At 64.2% G+C, this 18,870-nt stretch carries 20 protein-coding genes; 18 read left to right on the top strand and 2 right to left on the bottom strand.

The annotated features are described in order from the left end of the window. Positions 1 to 94: 94 nt before the first annotated feature. Entirely contained in the window at positions 95 to 781 is a 687-nt protein-coding gene (gene flgA, locus DEH80_RS15770) for a flagellar basal body P-ring formation chaperone FlgA (protein WP_109721480.1), read from the bottom strand. Between the two features lie 174 nt (positions 782 to 955). On the opposite strand from flgA, the gene DEH80_RS15765 reads away from it, so the two are divergent. The 18 genes from DEH80_RS15765 (at position 956) to DEH80_RS15680 (ending at position 17,576) form a co-directional block, all read left to right on the top strand. Next, entirely contained in the window at positions 956 to 1,285 is a 330-nt protein-coding gene (locus DEH80_RS15765) for a CPCC family cysteine-rich protein (protein ID WP_109721479.1), read from the top strand. A 214-nt stretch (positions 1,286 to 1,499) separates the two neighbouring features. Next, complete coding sequence (locus tag DEH80_RS15760) at positions 1,500 to 2,444, top strand: chemotaxis protein (protein WP_109721500.1); 945 nt, start codon at positions 1,500 to 1,502, stop codon at positions 2,442 to 2,444. Between the two features lie 102 nt (positions 2,445 to 2,546). Continuing rightward, complete coding sequence (gene flgB / locus DEH80_RS15755; RefSeq protein ID WP_109721478.1) at positions 2,547 to 2,951, top strand: flagellar basal body rod protein FlgB; 405 nt, start codon at positions 2,547 to 2,549, stop codon at positions 2,949 to 2,951. Positions 2,952 to 2,973: 22 nt separating this feature from the next. After that, entirely contained in the window at positions 2,974 to 3,378 is a 405-nt protein-coding gene (flgC, locus tag DEH80_RS15750; protein WP_109721477.1) for a flagellar basal body rod protein FlgC, read from the top strand. A 1-nt stretch (position 3,379) separates the two neighbouring features. Further along, positions 3,380 to 4,063 (top strand): flagellar hook assembly protein FlgD, encoded by a 684-nt coding sequence (locus DEH80_RS15745; RefSeq protein WP_109721476.1) that lies wholly within the window; start codon positions 3,380 to 3,382, stop codon positions 4,061 to 4,063. A gap of 10 nt (positions 4,064 to 4,073) precedes the next feature. Next, entirely contained in the window at positions 4,074 to 5,291 is a 1,218-nt protein-coding gene (flgE, locus tag DEH80_RS15740) for a flagellar hook protein FlgE (RefSeq protein WP_109721475.1), read from the top strand. 23 nt (positions 5,292 to 5,314) lie between these two features. Further along, positions 5,315 to 6,058 (top strand): flagellar basal-body rod protein FlgF, encoded by a 744-nt coding sequence (gene flgF, locus DEH80_RS15735; protein ID WP_109721474.1) that lies wholly within the window; start codon positions 5,315 to 5,317, stop codon positions 6,056 to 6,058. Between the two features lie 11 nt (positions 6,059 to 6,069). Beyond that, a complete protein-coding gene (flgG, locus tag DEH80_RS15730; RefSeq protein ID WP_109721473.1) occupies positions 6,070 to 6,855 on the top strand; it encodes a flagellar basal-body rod protein FlgG in 786 nt (261 codons plus the stop codon). Positions 6,856 to 6,860: 5 nt separating this feature from the next. After that, positions 6,861 to 7,529, top strand: coding sequence for a flagellar basal body L-ring protein FlgH (gene flgH / locus DEH80_RS15725; RefSeq protein ID WP_109721472.1), 669 nt, complete (start codon positions 6,861 to 6,863; stop codon positions 7,527 to 7,529). Then, positions 7,526 to 8,638 (top strand): flagellar basal body P-ring protein FlgI, encoded by a 1,113-nt coding sequence (locus DEH80_RS15720; protein WP_207774649.1) that lies wholly within the window; start codon positions 7,526 to 7,528, stop codon positions 8,636 to 8,638. Before flgH ends, DEH80_RS15720 begins: the two co-directional genes overlap by 4 nt. A gap of 7 nt (positions 8,639 to 8,645) precedes the next feature. Beyond that, the gene (locus DEH80_RS15715) at positions 8,646 to 9,587 is read left to right on the top strand and encodes a glucosaminidase domain-containing protein (RefSeq protein WP_109721470.1); all 942 of its coding nucleotides are present in this window, start codon (positions 8,646 to 8,648) and stop codon (positions 9,585 to 9,587) included. A 13-nt stretch (positions 9,588 to 9,600) separates the two neighbouring features. Beyond that, positions 9,601 to 11,481, top strand: coding sequence for a flagellar hook-associated protein FlgK (flgK, locus tag DEH80_RS15710; protein WP_165831514.1), 1,881 nt, complete (start codon positions 9,601 to 9,603; stop codon positions 11,479 to 11,481). A gap of 3 nt (positions 11,482 to 11,484) precedes the next feature. After that, a complete protein-coding gene (gene flgL / locus DEH80_RS15705; protein WP_109721468.1) occupies positions 11,485 to 12,666 on the top strand; it encodes a flagellar hook-associated protein FlgL in 1,182 nt (393 codons plus the stop codon). Positions 12,667 to 12,794: 128 nt separating this feature from the next. Next, a complete protein-coding gene (locus DEH80_RS15700; RefSeq protein ID WP_109721499.1) occupies positions 12,795 to 13,907 on the top strand; it encodes an FIST N-terminal domain-containing protein in 1,113 nt (370 codons plus the stop codon). 1 nt (position 13,908) lies between these two features. Beyond that, a complete protein-coding gene (locus tag DEH80_RS15695) occupies positions 13,909 to 15,021 on the top strand; it encodes a sensor histidine kinase (protein WP_109721467.1) in 1,113 nt (370 codons plus the stop codon). Then, positions 15,018 to 16,127: an HDOD domain-containing protein gene (locus DEH80_RS15690; protein ID WP_109721466.1), complete on the top strand. Its 1,110-nt coding sequence runs from the start codon at positions 15,018 to 15,020 to the stop codon at positions 16,125 to 16,127. The genes DEH80_RS15695 and DEH80_RS15690 overlap by 4 nt, the downstream gene beginning before the upstream one ends. Beyond that, positions 16,124 to 17,311: a response regulator gene (locus tag DEH80_RS15685; RefSeq protein WP_207774648.1), complete on the top strand. Its 1,188-nt coding sequence runs from the start codon at positions 16,124 to 16,126 to the stop codon at positions 17,309 to 17,311. The genes DEH80_RS15690 and DEH80_RS15685 overlap by 4 nt, the downstream gene beginning before the upstream one ends. Before the next feature lie 70 nt (positions 17,312 to 17,381). Beyond that, positions 17,382 to 17,576: an oxidoreductase-like domain-containing protein gene (locus tag DEH80_RS15680; RefSeq protein WP_109721464.1), complete on the top strand. Its 195-nt coding sequence runs from the start codon at positions 17,382 to 17,384 to the stop codon at positions 17,574 to 17,576. A 16-nt stretch (positions 17,577 to 17,592) separates the two neighbouring features. Here the strand turns inward: DEH80_RS15680 and DEH80_RS15675 are convergent, their stop codons facing one another. Then, the gene (locus tag DEH80_RS15675; protein ID WP_109721463.1) at positions 17,593 to 18,837 is read right to left on the bottom strand and encodes a permease; all 1,245 of its coding nucleotides are present in this window, start codon (positions 18,835 to 18,837) and stop codon (positions 17,593 to 17,595) included. Between the last annotated feature and the right edge of the window lie 33 nt (positions 18,838 to 18,870).

Raw genomic sequence — 18,870 nt, 5'->3', positions numbered from 1 at the left:
TGACTGACGTTATCGACGCGTTTCACGAAAGCTTGAGCGTCTGTTTTTCGACGCCGACGAACGGTCATCGAGCATAAATTGTTGATATTAAAGGTCAATTGACTAGAACCGTGCCATCGGCCTGCGCACGCCCTTCAATCACCCGGCCCGACGAGAGGTTGCGGACCTTCACCAAACCTGAAGGCCCGGCCGCCTGTAAGGCCTCGCCGCGGCTGCGAATCTCCACCCCGGCGCTGCGCGCGACCAAGGTGACGGTCTGGCCCCGGTCCACGACATGGGCGACCTGAAACCACTGCGGCCGAAGAATCGCCCCCGCCGCGATGTGTCGGCGAGCCACCTGACCCACCACCGCAGACAGATCGGTCATGAACCCGCGAGACGCACCGCGTACCGCCTGTTCGACCCGTTCCAGTTGATCGGCTGCAATCACCGTGCCTGCCGCAATCGGTGCGCGCGCCACAATCATGTAACTACGCTGCTGCGTGCGTACCGGCACGAACAGCTTCCAGCCCTGGGTTGCCAGGCAGCGAACCTCCACCGTTGCCGCACCACTGGCCGCATTGCCAATCAGTCGCGTGCCCTGCGGCTCGGTGCCACAGCGGGGGAGCTGTAACCGGGTATCCAGCCCATTGGCAGTGATGGTCGTGCCGCGCGGCAACTCACTGCGCGCGTAACGCTCGGCCGCGGCCTGAATGCGGGCCACGTCCTCGGTGCCTGCCACCGCGGGAGCGGGGGCGAGCACTGCGGTCACCAGGCCGGTCATGGCAAGAAATCGTCTCATGGCACCCCTCAGGCAAGCCGCGTACCACAGAAAAAGTCGGCCTAGGGCAGGGTGCGACGTGGATTTGACGCGCGCGCACGATTCCGACCGCGTCGGTGCTTTGACACCAGTCCCTGCCGAGGCACACCCTCGCCCTCAACAATGCGCACATCGCTGTGGAGAGATAGAAGCACCATGTGGAGAAAATGGGCTGATCGGCTCAAGCGCCGGTACTACGTTTGGTATGAACCGGACGACCCGGCGCCGCAGGCTCAATGCCCTTGTTGTGATTACGTGTCGCTTCCGGCCCGCAATCAATCCCTGATCTGCCCGGTGTGCTTTTGGGAAGATGATGGTCAGGACATCGACGAACTGGATCAGATGTCTGGCCCGAATCACGGCATCAGCTTGCGAGCCGGGCGTCTTAATTTCTCAGCATTCGGCGCCTGCGAGTTGGCGATGAAGCAGCATGTGTTGCCACCCGAAGAGCGGCTTCGGTTCGAGCACCGACCGAGAGAGGTCTAGGGAAGCACGGATCGATTCGCGCCGCCATGGTGCTGCCTGAAAGTCGGCTCCGTGTAATCGGCTCCGTGTAAGCGGTGCGAATCGCTCCGGGGTTCACGACCGCCGGCTCTCGCATTGGGCGGTTCGCGCCCGCTCCCATCGCCTGCTGATTGTCCTCTCAAGATTCCCGTGTCGGGGCCGATGACCACCGCAGATACTCTTGCGGAATGCCTTCGTGTCCAACGGCCTGATCGACTCCATCAATCGCCGGACCCAGCTGGCTGGCTATAACCGGCTGGCCTTGTTGCTGTTCCGCCTGGGTGGCCCTGAGCTGTTCGGCATCAATGTCTTTAAGGTGCAGGAGGTGGTCCAGGCACCGGAGCTGACCTGGGTGCCGGCGGCACATTCGCATGTACGCGGGGTGGCGCCGGTGCGCGGGCGCATGATTCCGGTGTTGGATCTGGCATCGGCGGTGCAGGGCACGCAGCCGGCTGAGGAGCCCCGCTATTTGATTGTGGCGGAGTTCAACCGCCGCGTGCAGGGGTTCTTGGTTCACGGGGTCGAACGCATCGTGAACGTGGATGTCGGCCAGGTGACACCACCGCCAGCCAGCGCTGGTGATGACGGTTATCTGACGGCGGTGACGCGACTGGGTGAGCGTCTGATCCAGATTATTGACGTGGAGAAGGTGCTGGCCGATGTCATCGGCCTGGCCGCCGACCTTGAGGAACTGCCGGAACACGCCAGCGACGCCCGCCGTCGCAAGTGGCGGGTGCTGGTGGCCGACGATTCCAAGGTGGCGCGCATGCAGATTGCACGCACGCTGGAGCAGCTGAATCTGGAGCCCGTCCTGGTAAACGATGGCCGTGAAGCGTTGCGGTTTCTCAGGTCGCAGGCCGAGACCGGGCATGAGGATGACCTGCTCATGGTGATCTCCGATGTGGAGATGCCGGATATGGACGGCTACACGCTGACGACGGAAATTCGTCGCGATCCGCGACTGGAACACCACTATGTGCTGCTCCATACCTCGCTGTCGGGGCTGTTCAACCACAGCATGGTCGAGCATGTCGGGGCCGACCGGTTCGTGCCCAAATTCAACTCTGATGAACTGGCCAAAGGCGTCGTGGAACGCTTGCGGGACAAGGAGTTGGCGCTGTCTGAGGCCGCCATGGCCTAGCCAGCCTGACACGCCCTATCTGCCGCACGGGACGCCTGATCCGGCCGCCCGTGGCACACGGCTTGCCCCACTCTGGCGTACAGATTCCGCCGGAGGCTCGGCATGTCAGCCGGATTCGACAAGCTCTATGGCATTCACTCGCAATCGCTGGCGCTGCAACACCAGCGACTGCAGCAGGTGGCGGCCAACATCGCGAACGCCGATACGCCCAACTACCGGGCGAAAGACATCGATTTCAAAACGGCCTTGCAGCAGGCCGCAGGGGCATCTGATGCCCAGCCGTTGCAGCGCACCCATAACCGACACCTGAACATTGCTGGGGTCGCGGCCCCGGCGACCAGCCAGGCCACCGAGCGTCAGGCCGCCCAGCCCAGCCTGGATGGCAACACCGTGGAACTGCACCGCGAGCAGGCAGCCTTTGCGGATGCCGCTTTGCGTTATCGCGCCTCCCTGCAATTCGCGCAGGGCCGTCTCTCCACGCTGATTACGGCCTTCAAGGGCCAGTAGCCGCTGACGCAGGAGTCCACGCATGTCTGACTTTTCCATTTTCAATATCGCCGGTTCGGCCTTGCAGGCGCAGTCCGTTCGCCTGAACACCGTGGCCAGTAACCTGGCCAATGCCGACACCGTCGCGGGTACGCCGGATGCGGTCTACAAGGCGCGCATGCCGGTATTCGAAACCGAGCTCAATGCAGCCGCCGAGCAGGCGGGCGTGCGGGTGGCGGGCATTGTCCAGAGCACCGAACAACCCGTGCGGCTGCACCAGCCCGGGCATCCGGACGCCGATCCCGATGGCTATGTCTACGCCACCAACGTCAACCCGGTGGAGGAGATGGTCAACATGATTTCGGCCAGTCGCTCGTATCAGACCAGCGCCGAGGTCATGAATACCAGCAAGGACCTCATTCTCAAGACGCTGGAACTGGGTCGCTGAGATGACGGGAATCTCCGATAGCCCCAGCCTGACCAGCCTGCTTGGCGGTGCCACCTCAGCAACGGCTGCGGTGAACAGCGCGGAGCAGAACATGCTCAATCAGGAAGATTTTTTCTCCCTGATGATTGCCCAGTTCCAGAACCAGGACCCGTTCAAGCCAATGGAGTCCGGTGAGTTTCTAGGGCAGATCGCCCAGTTCAGCACGGTCGATGGCATCAACACGCTGAATTCGTCGTTTGGTGACCTGCGCACGCAGATGACCTCCGACCAGACGTTGCAGGCCAGCGGCCTGATCGACCGCAACGTGCTCGTGCCAACCGACAGCATTGACTACGCCGGCCACGGATCGGTGGACGGTCGCGTGGCGGTGCCCACCGGTGCAGACCGGATCACGGTCGAGATTGTCGACGCCCGCGGCCAGACCGTTCGCAGCTTTGTCGCCGAAGGCAGCGCCCTGGGAGAGACCTTCGAGTTCTCCTGGGATGGCATCAGCGCCGATGGCGTTCAGCAGCCGGCGGCCGGTTACACCATTCGTGCACGGGCCGGGCAGGGCCAGTCCGAGCTTGCACTCACCCCTGAACTCGCCGGTCAGGTCAACGCCGTTCGTATGGATGGCAATGGCCTGCTGCTCGAAGTCACCGGTCTCGGTGACGTTCCGTTTTCTTCCGTGACACGCATCGCCTGAGGAGGCATCCATGCCCTTTAACGTCGCACTCAGTGGAATCAATGCCGCCTCCGCGGACCTGAACACCACTGCTCACAATATTTCCAACGCCAACACCACCGGATTCAAGGAATCGCGCACCGAATTTGCCGATGTCTACGCCGCTGGCGCCATGGGCCTGTCTGCCACCGAGCAGGGCTCGGGCGTGCGCGTGGCCGGTGTCACCCAGCAGTTCAGCCAGGGCACGGTGAACTTCACCGAAAACCCGCTGGACCTGGCCATTAATGGCGAGGGGTTCTTCACCGTCTCGGACGGTGGGAGCATGGGCTACACCCGTGCCGGCGCCTTCCAGGTGGACCGTGACGGCTTTGTCGTGAACTCGGCCGGCCAGCAGCTGCAGGTGTTCCCGCCCGTCGGGACCGGTGGTTTCGCCACGGGCGGTCTGACCTCGTTGCAGCTGTCTTCGACGGACAACGCCCCGCAGGCCAGTGGCAACCTGGAGCTGGGCGTGAACCTGCCGGCCGACGCCAGTGTGCCGGCGGTGACCCCGTTGGATCCGGCTGACCCGGACAGCTACAACCACACCACCTCAATGACGGTGTACGACTCCCTGGGTGCGGCGCATACGGCCAGCTTCTTCTATGTTAAGGACGCCGCCGCCAATACCTGGAACGTGCAGGCCTATGTCGACGGTACGGCGGTCGGCGCCGCCCAGACCCTGGCCTACGACAGCAATGGCGCCCTGGTCACACCGGCCAACGGCTCGCTGACGCTGCCGGCGCACCCGGTCACCACCGGCGCGGCCGATCTCAACCTGGCGCTGGATGTCGGCGATACCACCCAGTACGGCGGTCAGTTTGCCGTCAACAACCTGACACAGGATGGCTACACCACGGGGCGTCTCAGCGGCCTGGAAGTGACCTCCGAAGGGGTGGTGCAGGCGCGCTTCACCAACGGCCAGGCCACGCAGCTGGGTCAGTTGGCGATCGCCAACTTCAATAACACCCAGGGCCTGCAGGCACAGGGCGACAACTTCTGGACCGAGAGCTTTACCTCGGGTGAAGCCCGTCTGGGCGTGGCCGGCAGCGGTGATCTGGGACTGGTGCAATCCGGTGCGCTGGAAGCCTCCAACGTCGATCTGACGGCGCAGCTGGTCAACATGATCACGGCGCAGCGCAGCTTCCAGGCCAACGCCCAGATGATCTCGGCCGCCGACACCATCACCCAGACCATCATCAACATCCGTTAATTCGGAGCGAGGCGAGGTTCGTCATGGATAAATCGATCTACACCGCGATGTCTGGCGCCGTGCGCACGCTCACGGCGCAGTCGACCGTGTCGAATAATCTCGCCAACGCCTCGACCGTCGGGTTTCGCGCTGAAATGGCCATGGCCAAGACGGCGCCGCTGGATGGCCCGGGTCTGCCGACCCGGGTCAGTTCCACGTTTGGAGGCGACGCCTTCGACCCCTCGGCCGGCGTGCTCATGTCGACCGACCGTCCGCTGGACGTGGCGGTGCGCGGCAACGGCTGGATTGCGATTCAGGACGCCAACGGCGAGCCGGCCTACACCCGCAACGGCGAGTTACAGGTCGATCCGCTGGGTCAGCTGGTGACCGCACGCGGCGAGCTGGTGCTGGGTGACGGCGGACCGATTGCGATTCCGCCCAACGAGCGGGTGAGCATTGCCGAGGACGGCACCATCGCCATCGTGCCCCAGGGCCAGGGCGGAGCCGTACTGGCCACGGTCGGGCGCATCCGCGTCGACAACATCGATCCCCAGGATTTGCGTCGCGGTGATGACGGCCTGTTCCGGCCCACCGAAGATGCCGAGATCCAGCCCGCTGCCGGTCAATCGCTGGCCGTTGGGGTCCTGGAGTCTTCCAACGTGAATCTGGCCCAGTCGCTGGTCGACATGATCGCGCTGTCCCGCCAGTTCGAATTGCAGGTCAAGGCCATCCAGAGCGCTGACGAAAATGCCCAGGCAGCGGCAGCCGTCATGCGCGTGAACGGTTAGGAGTAACACAGATGAATTCAGCACTTTGGGTCGCCAAGACCGGGCTTGATGCGCAGCAGTCGCGCATGTCCGTAGTCTCCAACAACCTGGCCAACGTCAACACCACCGGTTTCAAAAAGGGCCGGGCCAGTTTCGAAGACCTGCTGTTCCAGCACGTCAAACAGGTGGGTGCGCCGACCTCGCAGCAAACCGATTCTCCGACCGGCCTGTCGCTGGGGACGGGGGTGAAGGTCGGTGCCACCGAAAAAGAATTCGGCCAAGGCAACCTGCAGCAGACCAGCAACCCGCTGGACGTGGCCATCAACGGGCGCGGCTTCTTCCAGGTGCTGCTGCCGGACGGCACGGCCGCGTATACCCGCGACGGCAGCTTCCAGGTCAGCGCAACCGGTGATCTGGTCACCGCCAATGGTTTCCCCGTCCAGCCCGGCATCAACGTGCCAGATGGCGCGCAAAGCCTGTCCATCGGTCAGGACGGCACGGTGTCCGTGCAGTTCGCTGGCGAGGCCCAGCCGCAGCAGATCGGCTCGCTACAGGTCACCGACTTCGTCAACCCGGCTGGCTTGCAGCCACAGGGGCAGAACCTGTTCACCGAATCCGGTGCCAGCGGCCCGCCGCAGACCGGCACCGCCGGCATTAATGGGCTGGGTTCGCTGGTACAGGGCTCGCTGGAGGCCTCCAACGTCAATGTGGTGGAGGAACTGGTGAACATGATCGAAACCCAACGCGCCTACGAGATGAACTCCAAGGCCATTTCCACCGTGGACCAGATGCTGTCCTACGTGAACAACAACCTGTAATCGCCATGATGCGCCTGCCCTTGTTCGCCGCCGCTATCGCCTTGTTGGGTCTGGCTGGCTGTGCCTCCACACCCAACCCGGCCGATGCCGTGCCACCGGTGCCGCAGCTCACGCCTGCGCAGCCCACGGCCGGTGCGATCTTCGCCCCTGGACAGGGGTTGGCCTTGTTTACCGACCGCCGCGCCACCCAGGTGGGCGACGTGATCACCGTGATTCTGAGCGAGCAGACCAACGCCCAGAAACAGGCCACAGCCAGCACGGGCAAAAACTCCTCCATCGCCATCGGCGCACCCAGCCTGTTCGGCGGGGCGGTGACGGCCAATGGGCTGGAGTTTCTGGCCGCTGAGGTTGATGCCGACCGCAGCTTTGCCGGCAGCGGCAACGCCAGCCAGAGCAATAGCCTGACGGGCTCGCTGTCCGTGGTCGTGACGGAGGCGTTGCCCAACGGCTTGCTGGTGATCATGGGCGAAAAGCGCGTGCGTCTGAATCAGGGCGACGAGATTCTGAAGATCTCCGGTCTGGTCCGGCCCGAGGACATTCAGCCGGACAACACCATCGCCTCCACGCGCGTGGCCAATGCCGCGATTAGCTACAGCGGCAAGGGTGCGCTGGCCGATGCCAATGCCAAGGGCTGGCTGGCCCGCTTCTTCGACAGCAAATGGTGGCCGCTATGAGCCGTGTTCTGTCTCGTTGGATCGTGGCGTTGACCGCGCTGTGCTGCGTCATCCCCTTGGCCCAGGCCGAACGGGTCAAGGATCTGGCCAGCGTGGCCGGTGTGCGTGGCAACCCGCTGGTCGGCTACGGCCTGGTGGTGGGCCTGGATGGCACGGGCGATCAGTCCAGCCAGGCGCCGTTCACCACCCAGACGCTGCGCAACATGTTGACGCAGCTCGGGGTGACGATTCCGCAAAACGTCAACCCGCAGCTCAAGAACGTGGCCGCCGTGGCCATCCATGCCGAACTGCCCCCGTTTGCGAAACCGGGCCAGAAATTGGATATCACCGTGTCGTCCATCGGCAATGCCAAGAGCCTGCGGGGCGGCGCGCTGCTCATGACACCGCTCAAGGGTGCCGATGGCCAGATCTACGCCATCGCCCAGGGCAATCTGGTGGTTGGCGGCTTCGGGGCATCGGGCAACGACGGCTCGCGGATCTCCGTGAACATTCCCAGTGCCGGCCGGATTCCCGGTGGCGCGATGGTGGAGCGTAGCGTGGCCAATGGGTTTGCAACCAAGGCCGAGGTGCTGCTGAACCTACACACCCCCGATTTCACGACGGCGACCCGGCTGGCCGGCAGCGTCAACGATTTGCTCGGTGACCAGACCGCCCGGGCCATGGATGCCGTGACGGTGGCCGTGCGTGCGCCGGCCGATCCGGACATGCGGGTGGCCTTCTTGTCGGTGCTCGAAAATCTGGATGTGGAACCGGGAGACGCGCCCGCCCGCGTCGTGGTCAACAGCCGCACAGGCACCGTGGTCATCGGCAGTCATGTGCGTGTGCATCCGGCCGCCGTCACCCATGGCTCGCTGACCGTGACCATCCGCGAGGACGCCCAGGTCAGCCAGCCGAACCCCTTTGCTGGTGGAGACACCGCCATCGTGCCCGATACCGGCATCGACATTACCGAGGAGCGCAACCGCATGTTCCTGTTTGATTCGGGCGCGACGCTGGAGGCCATCGTGGCCGCCGTCAACCGGGTCGGCGCAGCACCGGGCGATCTGGTGGCGATTCTCGAAGCCTTGAAAACAGCGGGTGCCCTGCGCGCCGAGCTGGTGGTGATCTAGGCCGGTCGTGGAACTGCAATCGCCAACGCTGAACCCGCTGGGCGCCACCGCCAATGGTGGCGTCGAGCGTATGGCGGGCCAGGCCTCGGCGGGGCAGCAGGCGGGCGACGCCAAGGCGCTGCGCGAGGCGGCGCTGCAGTTCGAGGCCTTGTTCACGCAGATGATGCTGCAGTCCATGCGGGCCACGGAGTTTGGTGATGATCTGTCCGGTAACGGTGGCGCCATGTACCGCGACATGATGGATCAGGCCGTGGCCAAGGACATCAGCAAGGCCGGGGGACTAGGGCTGGCAGACCTGATGATCCAGCAGTTCCAGCGTCAGGCCGGGCTGACCAACGAGTCGGCGCCCGTGCGTTTTGATGACATTGCCCGGAGCAGCCTGCCGACCCAGGGGCCGCGTCTGACTGGCGGCTTCGAATCGCCCGAGGATTTTGTCAGCAAGCTGGCGCCGGTGGTTGAGCGGGCGGCCAGCAAGCTGGGCGTGGACCCACGCTTTGTGATGGCCCAGGCTGCACTGGAGACCGGGTGGGGGCAGTCCGTTCCCGTCGATGCCCAGGGTCGGTCCAGCCACAACCTGTTTGGCATCAAGGCCCATGGGGCCGAACAAACCGTCGAGGTGCGCACCCATGAGTACATCGGCGGGCACCGCATCGATCTGACCGATAGCTTCCGGGCCTACGATTCCTATGAGGCTAGCGTGGAGGATTACGTGCAGTTCCTGCAGTCGCAGCCACGCTATGCCGACGCGCTGGCCCAGGCGGGCGACGGTGAGCGCTACGCCGAAGGTCTGCAGCAGGCCGGCTATGCCACCGATCCCCGATACGCCGAAAAGCTCAAGCGAATCGCCAACGGGCCGATGATGGAGTCATGGACTGTCGATACGCCGACGACCGCCTCGCGTCCGCATGCGGGCGATCACCGCCTGCCTGCGGCCAGCGCCGGCGTCTGACCAGGAACACCTGATGACGGATTTATTCAGTATTGGCTCCTCCGCGCTGCTGAGTTATCGGCGGGCGCTGGACACCGTGGGCCATAACGTGGCGAACGTGGATACCCCCGGGTATTCGCGGCAACGCGTGGAATTGTCGACCCGCACCCCAACCCCCAGCGGGCAGGGCGTGTACGGCAACGGGGTCTACGCCAACACCGTGGTGCGCAATGCCAGCGACCTGGTGCAGCAACGCCTGATCGGCGATGCCAGTCAGGTGGGGTATTTCTCGATGCAGACCCAGGTGGCGAATCGACTGGACGGCTTGCTGTCCGACGAAACGCTGTCGGTGGGTAGCGGTTTGGATCAGTTCTTCACGGCGGCTGAAGACCTCGCCGCCGACCCCAGTTCCACGGCCGCCCGACAAAGCCTGCTGGCGGCCGGCCAGGATCTGACCCGGCGTGTGGGCAGTCTGGCCTATCAGTTCGATGCCCTGGAGCGCGATCTGGGTCTGGAAATGAATACGGCGGTTGCCACGGCCAACGACCTCTCGACCGAAATCGCCACACTGAATGAACAGATCACCCTGGCGATGGGCCGCTCTGGTGGTCAGCCACCGAATGATTTGCTCGATACCCGTGATGAACTGGTCCGCAATCTAGCGACGCAGCTGGATATCCGGACCGTGGCCGCAGACAGCGGCGAGCTCAATGTGTTCGCCCAGTCCGGACAGGCGCTGGTGCTCGGCGCCAATGCCTATGCGCTGACCGCCGTTGATGATCCGATGGGGTCGCTGGTACCGCAGCTAGGCGTCGAAACCCAGGGTGGCATCGTTAACATCAGCCGCCAGGTCGGCGGGGGGGAGATCGGCGGCATTCTGGCAACCGCAGATTTGCTCGATGAAACACGCGGGCAGGTGGCGCAGTTGGCACTGGGGGTGTCGGAGCAGTTCAACGCGGTCCACGCCGGGGGTGTCACGCCCTCCGGGCAGGCGGGCGGCCATGTCTTCACCGCGGCCTCAATTGATGTCACCGGGCATGTCGCCAATACTGGGTCGGCGTCCTTTGCCGTCTCGGTCACCGATCCGGGCAACCTGCCGGGCACCGACCCCGAGCTGCGTTACGACGGGACGCAGTGGTTGCGGGTCGATGGCGGCAACGCCGTGCCGCTGAGCGGCACTGGCTCGGTTGCCGACCCTATCCAGCTGGATGGTTTGGAGCTGGTCCTCGGTGGCGCGCCAGCGGCGAATGATCGATTCCGAGTCGGGATGGGTGATGCGCTGGACGACTTCGGCATGGCGCTGCGGGATCCAAGCGGCCTGGCGGCTGCGGGTGCGGTGGTGGTCGAAGTACCCACCGGCAATACCGGGACGCTGGCGCTGGAGCAGTACGCGGTGGAGGACACCACGGCTGCGGGCTACGGCAGCGCTGCAACCCTGTCCTTTCCGGCGGCGAATCAGGTGTCCATCGACGGCGGTCCGGTTGTGGCCTATGACGCCCAGACCGGGGTGTTGGTGAATGGCCTGCGCCTGCAATTCACCGGCACGCCACAGGCGGGTGACCAGGTGCAGCTTCGTGCCACCGGCGCCGGTTCATCCGACAACCGCACGGCCCAGGCGCTGGCCGGGCTGGCCGGCAACAGCTTTTTGGGCGATGGCAGTGAACGTCCCGCCGAAGCCTCGGCCCGTCTGATCAGCACTTTGGGCAACGCGGCGGCGACCGCGGAGGCGGGCTACTCCGGCGCCCTGACCATCCAGTCGGCCGACATGGCAGACCGCGACGCCCAGTCCGGCGTCAATCTTGATGAAGAGGCCGCCAATTTGATGCGTTTTGAGCAGGCCTACCAGGCCGCCGCCCAGGTGATGTCGGTGGCCTCCACCCTGTTCGATACGCTGCTCTCGGCCGTGCGGAGATAAGCCATGCGCATTTCCACTGCAGGTTTTCAGAACCGGACGCTGGATCTAATCCAGCAAAAACAGACGGAACTGGCCCACACCCAGGAGCAGCTGGCCTCGGGCCAGCGCCTGACGCGTAGCGCCGATGATCCGGCCGCTGCGGCGCGTGGTGTGGCGCTGGATTCGGCGCTGGAGCAAGTCACCCGCTATCAGTCGAATATCAGTCGGGTGCGGGAACGCCTGGTCGGTGAGGAAGCCGCGCTCGACGAGGCCACCGAGGTACTCAACTCCGTGCGGCAGCTCGCGGTGCAGGCCGGTGGTTCGGCGGTGGATGCCTCGGCGGCTCAGGCCATTGCCGGTCAGATTCGCAGTCAGCTCGCGGATTTGTACGGTATTGCCAACCGACAGGGTGCCGATGGCCAGGCCTTGTTCGTCGGCACCCGCGCCGTGGAGCAGGCCTTCTCGGCGACAGGTGCCGGCACGACCTATCACGGCGACGCACAGTCGCGCGAAGTGCGCATTGGTCCGGGCCACCGGGTCGCCGATGGTGATACGGGCCGGGCCGTCTTCATGGATATTCCGCGCGGGCCGACCGTGCAGGCGGCCGCCGCTAACACGGGGACGGCGGCTCTGACCCGGCTCAGTGTCGATGCCACCGCCGCGCCGGCCGACCTGCCCTGGACCGTGCAGTTCTCAGGAGGCAACTGGACGGTCACTGGCGACAGCGGGGCAACCCTGGGGACCGGCCCATACAGCAGCGATGAGGCCTTCGTCGTCAACGGTGTGAGCCTGCAATTCGCCAATACGCCGGCCGACGGGGATCAGTTCACCGTTCAGCCTGCCGGCCAGCAGGACGTGTTCAGTCGCCTCGACCAGATCGCAACGGCCCTGGAGGGTTTCGACGGGAGCGCCGGCAGCCGTGCGCAGCTGACAACGACGCTTTATGCCGGTCTCGAGCAAATCGACACCGCCACCGATCATGTCATCGACACCCGCGCCTCGGTGGGTAACCGTCTGCAATCGCTGGATCGGGCTGAATCGTCCCACGAAGGCGTGGCCGTCGAGCTAATGGCGACGCTGTCGGATCTACGGGACGTGGACATCGCCGAGGCGGCCAGCCGTCTATCCCTGCAGATCACTGCGCTGGAAGCGGCGCAGCAAACCCTGGTCCGCGTGCAGGGCCTGTCGCTGTTCAGGCTGCTGTAGCACCGGCGACTGCAACGCCAGTCGTCGTGAGAATGTAGCCACTGGTTCGCTCACGCCGGACCACCCGCTCAAGTGCGATCCGAATCCACCGATAACGGTTAGACAAGACCACAATCGGTAGGATGGAGATGACCCTGAACGTCAGTTACGCGCAGACGGCCAAGTCCGCTGCTCAAGTCGCGGTGGAGGAACTTCGCACACAGCTGGGGTCCGACCCGCTGGACGCGGTCATTTTCTACTGCGACCCCCGTCATGACCTGGATGCGTTGGGGCCGGCGATTAAGGCCGGTTTCGACTGCCCCGTCATTGGCTGCACCGCATCCGGACAGATCGGCCCGAACGGTTTTCTGGCCACCGGCATACTCGCGGCCGGGCTGCGCGGCGGGGATTTACGCATGCGCCCGCATTTAATCTCCCCCTTGTCGGATGAAACGGCCTGCGCTTCGTCCGTTGCCGACACCGTGCAATCGATGGTGGTCCGGTCGGATATGGAATTCAGTTTCGGCCTCTTGCTGGTCGATGGCCTATCCATGCGCGAGGAACAACTGGCCGCCTCGCTTTACCAGGCCTTGGGTAACGTGCCGCTGATCGGCGGGTCGGCCGGAGACAATCTGCAGTTCCGCCAGACACATGTTTATTTCGATGGGCATTTCCAGCAGAACGCAGCCGTTCTGGCGCAGTTCGAGTGCGAAAAACCCTGTGCGTCCTTCAAGTTCCAGCATTTCGTCCCCAGCGAAATCGATCTCGTCATTACCGAGGCCGATCCCGAGCAGCGGCTGATCATCGAGATCGATGGCGAGCCCGCGGCCCAGGCTTATGCCGATGCCATCGGGCTGTCGCCGGACCAGCTCGACGCCAACGTGTTCTCCACCCACCCATTGCTGATGACCATGGGGGGCGACCCCTATGTGCGGTCCATCCAGCAGGCCAACAAAGATGGGTCGCTGACCTGCTACTGCGCGGTGGATGAGGGGCGGGTGATTTCCGTTGGCAAGGCCGTGGATGTCATGAAGACGCTGGAAGAGGCCTTCGACGGCGTGCGCGAGACCGTGCCGGAACCCGCTCTGATCCTGGGTTGTGACTGCATTCTGCGCCGCGTGGAGTTCGAACAGAACGCGATGTTGGATCCGGTCGGCCAGTTCATGGCCAGCCGCAAGGTGTTCGGTTTCTCGACCTACGGGGAGCAGTTCAACGGACTGCACATCAACCAGACCTTCACAGGCATCGCCATCGGAGCCTGACATGCTTAATCAAGCCCATCCCGACCCCTCGACAGCGCGGGCGCCCGCAACGGACGCGATCGACGTGCTGCAGCGCAAGCTGGCTGCCCGTGACAAGACGATTCATGTGCTCAAGCGACGGGTGAAGGAGCGCGACGACTCGCTTGCCACGCCGATGACGACGCTCGAGCAGAACATCGCCCTGGGCAAGGTCGTGGCGATGAAGACGCAGCAGCTCAGCGAAGAACGTCGAGAGCTGCAGGAAGCGCTGGCCGAGTTAGGCCGGACCCAGGCCATGTTGCTCCAGGCGCAGAAAATGGAGTCGATCGGTCAGCTGGCAGCCGGCGTCGCGCATGAAATCAACACGCCAACTCAGTACGTGCGGGATAACGTCGAGTTCGTCAGCAAGGCCCAGCGCATGATTGCCACGCTGGTCGAGGCCGCCTGCACGCTGGCCGACGCGGCCGAACCGCATGAGGCGACGCAGGCGGCCGCAGTGGCGTTCCGCCGTCAGCTAAAGCGATCCAAGTTCGGGTTCCTGCAGGAGCAGGTGCCGGCGGCCCTGGAACAGTCGCTGGACGGGCTGCGACGCATATCGCGCATTGTCGGCGCCATGAAGGAGTTCTCACATCCATCGGCTGGTGAAAAGGAGCAGGTGGATTTGCATGCACTGGCCGAGACCACCGTGACGGTGGCCCGGAATGAGTGGAAGTATGTGGCCAGTCTGACCATCCGCTGCGAAGGCGAGTTGCCTCCGGTGTGTTGTCTGCGTGACGAGATTGCCCAGATGCTGCTGAATCTGGTCGTCAATGCCGCCCATGCCATCAAGGACACGCTCGAGCCGGGCGTCCGGGAATCGGGTCGCATCGAGATCGTGCTCGCTCCGTATGAAGACACGCATGTCGATATTCGTGTGATTGACGATGGCGGCGGCATTCCGGAAGCCGTGCGGGAGAAGGTGTTCGATCCGTTCTTCACCACAAAAGGCGTGGGTGACGGAACCGGGCAGGGGCTGGCGATCGTCTACTCCACTGTGGTCGACAAACATGGCGGGGTGGTCTTTTTCGAAACTGAAGTGGGCACGGGCACCGAGTTTGTCGTTCGCCTGCCGATTGATGGAGGCGATGCGTCATGACGCCCATGCGACTGCTGTTTGTCGATGACGATGCCTGCGTGCTGGGCGGAATCGAGCGCATGTTGTTCATGTGTGATCGAGACTGGGAAACCGAGTTCGCGACCAGTGGGGCCGAAGCGCTGGCACTGCTGGAGGACGAGCCCGTCGATGTGGTGATTAGCGATATGCGCATGCCCATGATGGATGGCGCACAGTTCCTGAGAACGGTGCGTGAGCGCTGGCCGGAGGCCGTTCGCATCATGCTGACTGGCCAGACGGAACAGGAGGCCGCACTGCGCGCCCTGGACGTTGCGCAGCAGTTTCTGTCCAAACCTTGCGAAGGTGCCGTGCTGGTCGAAACCATCGACCGTGCTGTGTCGCTGCAAGCCCTGTTACGCGACGACAGTCTTCGCGCGGCATTGGGACAGGTTGGGCAACTGCCCGCGACGCCGAAGATGTACGCCCGTTTGGCCGGCTTGCTGGAAGACTCCAACGCCAAGGTCACGGACGTGGCGGAGGTTATCGGTTCCGATCCGGCGCTGGCTGCCAAGGTGCTGCAGTTTGCCAATTCTGCGCTGCTGTATGCGGGGGGTGAGGTCAGTGACATCGCCGAGGCGGTCAAGCGCATCGGCTTCGGCATGCTGGCGGTTCTGGTCTTGGCCACCGAGGTTTACGCCCAATTCGACGGGGGGGAGGTCGAATCACTCCGCCAACGTTCCGTGCTCGCATCCAGAATTACAGGCCAGATTTGCAGCGTTTATGCGGCGCGCGAAACCGTGATGACCGCCGCTTTGCTCAGCGACGTGGGCGCGCTGCTCAAGGGCATTGGCCGAACCCCGCTGGGTGAGGATGCCGGTGCATCGCCGACCCATGCCGAAATCGGGGCCTACCTGTTGGGTGCATGGGGGCTGCCGGGGCCGGTCGTCGAGGCCGTCGCCCAGCATCGAACACCCGAACGGCTGGCCAGTGTGCGTTTTGATGCGGTGGGTGTGGTGCATGTGGCGGTGGCGCTCGCCCATGGCGAGGCCGTGAACGAAGCGTTCTTGCAGGCGGCCGGCGTCAAGGCTCACCTGCCGGCTTGGCGGGCCGCCGCCAGCGCCCTGACCGAAGCACAGGCGGCCGCATGAATCCGGCGACAACACTCGGCATGGATGCCGTGCTGCCCACGGATCCTGACGATGAGGATCTGCCCCGCATTCTCTGCGTCGATGATGAGCCCAATCTGCTCGCCGGGTTGGAGCGCACCCTGTTCGGTGAGTTCGACGTCACCACCGCCCCCGGCGGGGCGCAGGGTCTGGCCATCGTCGAAGAAGAGCCGCCGTTCGCCGTGATCGTCTCCGACATGCGCATGCCAGGCATGGATGGCGCCGAGTTCCTCGCGCGGGTGCGTGAGCGCAGCCCGAACAGCACCCGCATACTGCTGACCGGCCAGGCGGATACGGAATCGGCCATCGCGGCAATTAATCATGGCGCCATTTTTCGCTATCTCTGCAAGCCATGTCCCTCCGATGTGCTGATCCCGACCCTTCACGAGGCGGTGGAGCGCCATCGGTCTGCCGTGATCGAGCAAGACATGATGGAAACCACCCTAGCCGGCGTGGTGGATTCAATGACCCAGGTGCTGAGCCTGATTGCACCCTGGGCCTCCATGCGGGCAGCGACCATTCAGACCTGCGTTAAGCAGGCGGCCAGAACCCTGGACTGGCCGAATGCCTGGATTGGCAATATGGCGGCCGCGCTCAGCCACATCGGTTGTGTCAGCGTGCCCTCGGACATCGTGCAGCGCGAGATGGCCGGACGGCCGCTGGATCAGGAAGAACGCGACATCCTGGATTCGCATCCCGAAACGGCTTTCAAGCTGCTGCAGGCGATTCCGCGCCTGGATTCCGTTGCCCAGGTCGTGCGTTACCAGCATCGACCGGCGCCTGAGGATGCTGATCCGGATGTGGTGCTGGGTGCCGAGCTGCTGCGTGCGGCGGGTACCCTGGCCCGAGAATTGGCCAATCAGCAGCCCATGTCCCGCGCCCAGGAGGCTGTCGCCAAGCTGGATCCACCGGTTCGCTATGCGGTGAGTCAGGCGCTGCGGACTGTGAAGCTCCACAGCGGGAATTCCACCCGCAGCGCCCGGGTGAGTGATTTGCTGCCGGGCTGGGTCGTCGCCGAAGACATCAAGACCCGGCAGGGCGGGCTGGTGCTGGGCGAGGGGCGCGAGCTGACGGTCACCGCGATCATGGCCTTACGTAATCTGCTCGCCACCGACGCCATCGAGGAACCTCTGCTGGTCGCTTGCCCCCAAACGGCCAAGCAGTAAGTCGCGCGCGTTCGCGCCGATTGACGTGGCTGGACTAAACTGTCGGGCTTCCCCGAACGTCTCTGCCGTCGTGTCCGACCCCCGTCCCGACAACTCGCGATCCAACTCGCGACCCAGCCCACCCGACAAGCCGCTGGATTCCGATTGCTGCGAAACCGGCTGTGATCCCTGTGTCTGGGACATGTACTCCGATCAGGTCCGGGCGTATGAGCGTGCGCTCAAGGCCTGGGAGGCCCGCCAAGCTGAGGAATCGGCGACAGGCTAGGCCCTGCGCCGGCAAGCTAACCGCCGCCGCTCGCCTGGATGCCGGGTCGCGCTGCAGCGAGCAGCCCCCCAGCCAGCCAGGTCATCGCGATCACGGCTATTCCGGTGAGCACCTGCTCGCTGCGCGATGCGCCGCCGTGGTCATGGTGTTCATGGCTAGCCCCGGCTGACCGGCCCGACCACCAAAGCCAGCCGAGTACGGCGCTGATTGCAAGAAAGACGAGATTCAGCACAAAGCCGTTGTTGAGCTTGAACAGCTCGCGTTGTTGCCGGCCTCCGCCCTGGCTGTCAGGTAGCCAGTCCAGCGCCGCCAGACCGTAGTGCAGCGCCAGCGACACCACGACCAGACCGCAGAGCAGCATGGCCAGGATGTACAAGGCCATCTTCCATCCGTAGTACTGCGCGTTGATACGCAGGACCGGCAGCACCACCAGGTCCGAGAAGATAAAGGCTATGACCCCGGCAAAGCTGACGCCGTGCTCGTGTAGCAGGGCCGCTAGCGGAATATTGCCCATCGAGCCAATAAACGTCGCAAAGGCGGCGATCGGGCCGATCAGTGTCTGGGCCAGCACGGCCCAGAACCCCGGGTCGGTCTGGCTGCCCGCACCGATGAACAGCGTCTTGAACGCGGCATCCGGGACGAACGCGGCGATGATGCCAGCGACGGTGAAGCCGATGAGTACGTCCTTCCAAACCATCTGCCATTCCATGACATAGGACCGACCAATGGCCTGCCAGCCGTCCCGCGAACGCAGGCGCTGCAAGGGGCTGGGTGGCTGATCGTGGGTGTGATCCCCGTCGTCGCCGAGCCGTTCGCGTACGCGGCTCAGCAGCCGATCGGGTCGGGTCATGCGGATGAATAGCCAGGCGAAGCCGATGAGCAGCAGCCCGCCGACATATTCGCCCACCACAAAGTGCCAGCTGAGGAACAGGGCGATGACGATGCCCAGCTCGATCACCAGGTTGGTCGAGGCCAGCAGGAACGCCATGGACGGCGCCAGGCCGGCGCCTTTCTGAAATAGCGCGCGGGTGGTGGACAACGCGGCAAAGCTGCAGGAACTCGATACGAAGCCAAAGGCCGTGCCCAAAGCCATGCTGCGGGGGCCATCATGGCCCATGAGTCGCTGCATTCGGGATCGGGTGACCAGCACCTGGATCAGGCTGCTGATCAGATAGCCCAGCGCGAAGGCCCACAGGGCCATCCAGAAAAATCCCGTGCTGGTCAGGGCCGCCTCGGCCCAGAGGGTGAGAAAACGCTCCATGTCAGCTCCATCGGTCGTCCCCCCGCATCCTTG

The sequence above is a fragment of the Abyssibacter profundi genome (assembly GCF_003151135.1).
Taxonomy (GTDB): domain Bacteria; phylum Pseudomonadota; class Gammaproteobacteria; order Nevskiales; family OUC007; genus Abyssibacter; species Abyssibacter profundi.
The sequence above is the reverse complement of the archived record's forward strand: the minus strand, read 5'-3'. Positions and strand labels throughout refer to the sequence as shown.

Excerpts from the sequence above, each read along its gene's own strand:
- flgE (WP_109721475.1), top strand. The coding sequence starts at position 4,074 with ATGCCCTTTAACGTCGCACTCAGTGGAATCAATGCCGCCTCCGCGGAC.
- flgH (WP_109721472.1), top strand. The coding sequence starts at position 6,861 with ATGATGCGCCTGCCCTTGTTCGCCGCCGCTATCGCCTTGTTGGGTCTG.
- DEH80_RS15720 (WP_207774649.1), top strand. The coding sequence starts at position 7,526 with ATGAGCCGTGTTCTGTCTCGTTGGATCGTGGCGTTGACCGCGCTGTGC.
- flgC (WP_109721477.1), top strand. The coding sequence starts at position 2,974 with ATGTCTGACTTTTCCATTTTCAATATCGCCGGTTCGGCCTTGCAGGCG.
- flgA (WP_109721480.1), bottom strand. The coding sequence starts at position 781 with ATGAGACGATTTCTTGCCATGACCGGCCTGGTGACCGCAGTGCTCGCC.
- DEH80_RS15745 (WP_109721476.1), top strand. The coding sequence starts at position 3,380 with ATGACGGGAATCTCCGATAGCCCCAGCCTGACCAGCCTGCTTGGCGGT.
- flgL (WP_109721468.1), top strand. The coding sequence starts at position 11,485 with ATGCGCATTTCCACTGCAGGTTTTCAGAACCGGACGCTGGATCTAATC.
- flgK (WP_165831514.1), top strand. The coding sequence starts at position 9,601 with ATGACGGATTTATTCAGTATTGGCTCCTCCGCGCTGCTGAGTTATCGG.
- DEH80_RS15690 (WP_109721466.1), top strand. The coding sequence starts at position 15,018 with ATGACGCCCATGCGACTGCTGTTTGTCGATGACGATGCCTGCGTGCTG.
- DEH80_RS15695 (WP_109721467.1), top strand. The coding sequence starts at position 13,909 with ATGCTTAATCAAGCCCATCCCGACCCCTCGACAGCGCGGGCGCCCGCA.
- flgF (WP_109721474.1), top strand. The coding sequence starts at position 5,315 with ATGGATAAATCGATCTACACCGCGATGTCTGGCGCCGTGCGCACGCTC.
- DEH80_RS15685 (WP_207774648.1), top strand. The coding sequence starts at position 16,124 with ATGAATCCGGCGACAACACTCGGCATGGATGCCGTGCTGCCCACGGAT.
- flgB (WP_109721478.1), top strand. The coding sequence starts at position 2,547 with ATGTCAGCCGGATTCGACAAGCTCTATGGCATTCACTCGCAATCGCTG.
- DEH80_RS15765 (WP_109721479.1), top strand. The coding sequence starts at position 956 with ATGTGGAGAAAATGGGCTGATCGGCTCAAGCGCCGGTACTACGTTTGG.
- flgG (WP_109721473.1), top strand. The coding sequence starts at position 6,070 with ATGAATTCAGCACTTTGGGTCGCCAAGACCGGGCTTGATGCGCAGCAG.
- DEH80_RS15700 (WP_109721499.1), top strand. The coding sequence starts at position 12,795 with ATGACCCTGAACGTCAGTTACGCGCAGACGGCCAAGTCCGCTGCTCAA.
- DEH80_RS15675 (WP_109721463.1), bottom strand. The coding sequence starts at position 18,837 with ATGGAGCGTTTTCTCACCCTCTGGGCCGAGGCGGCCCTGACCAGCACG.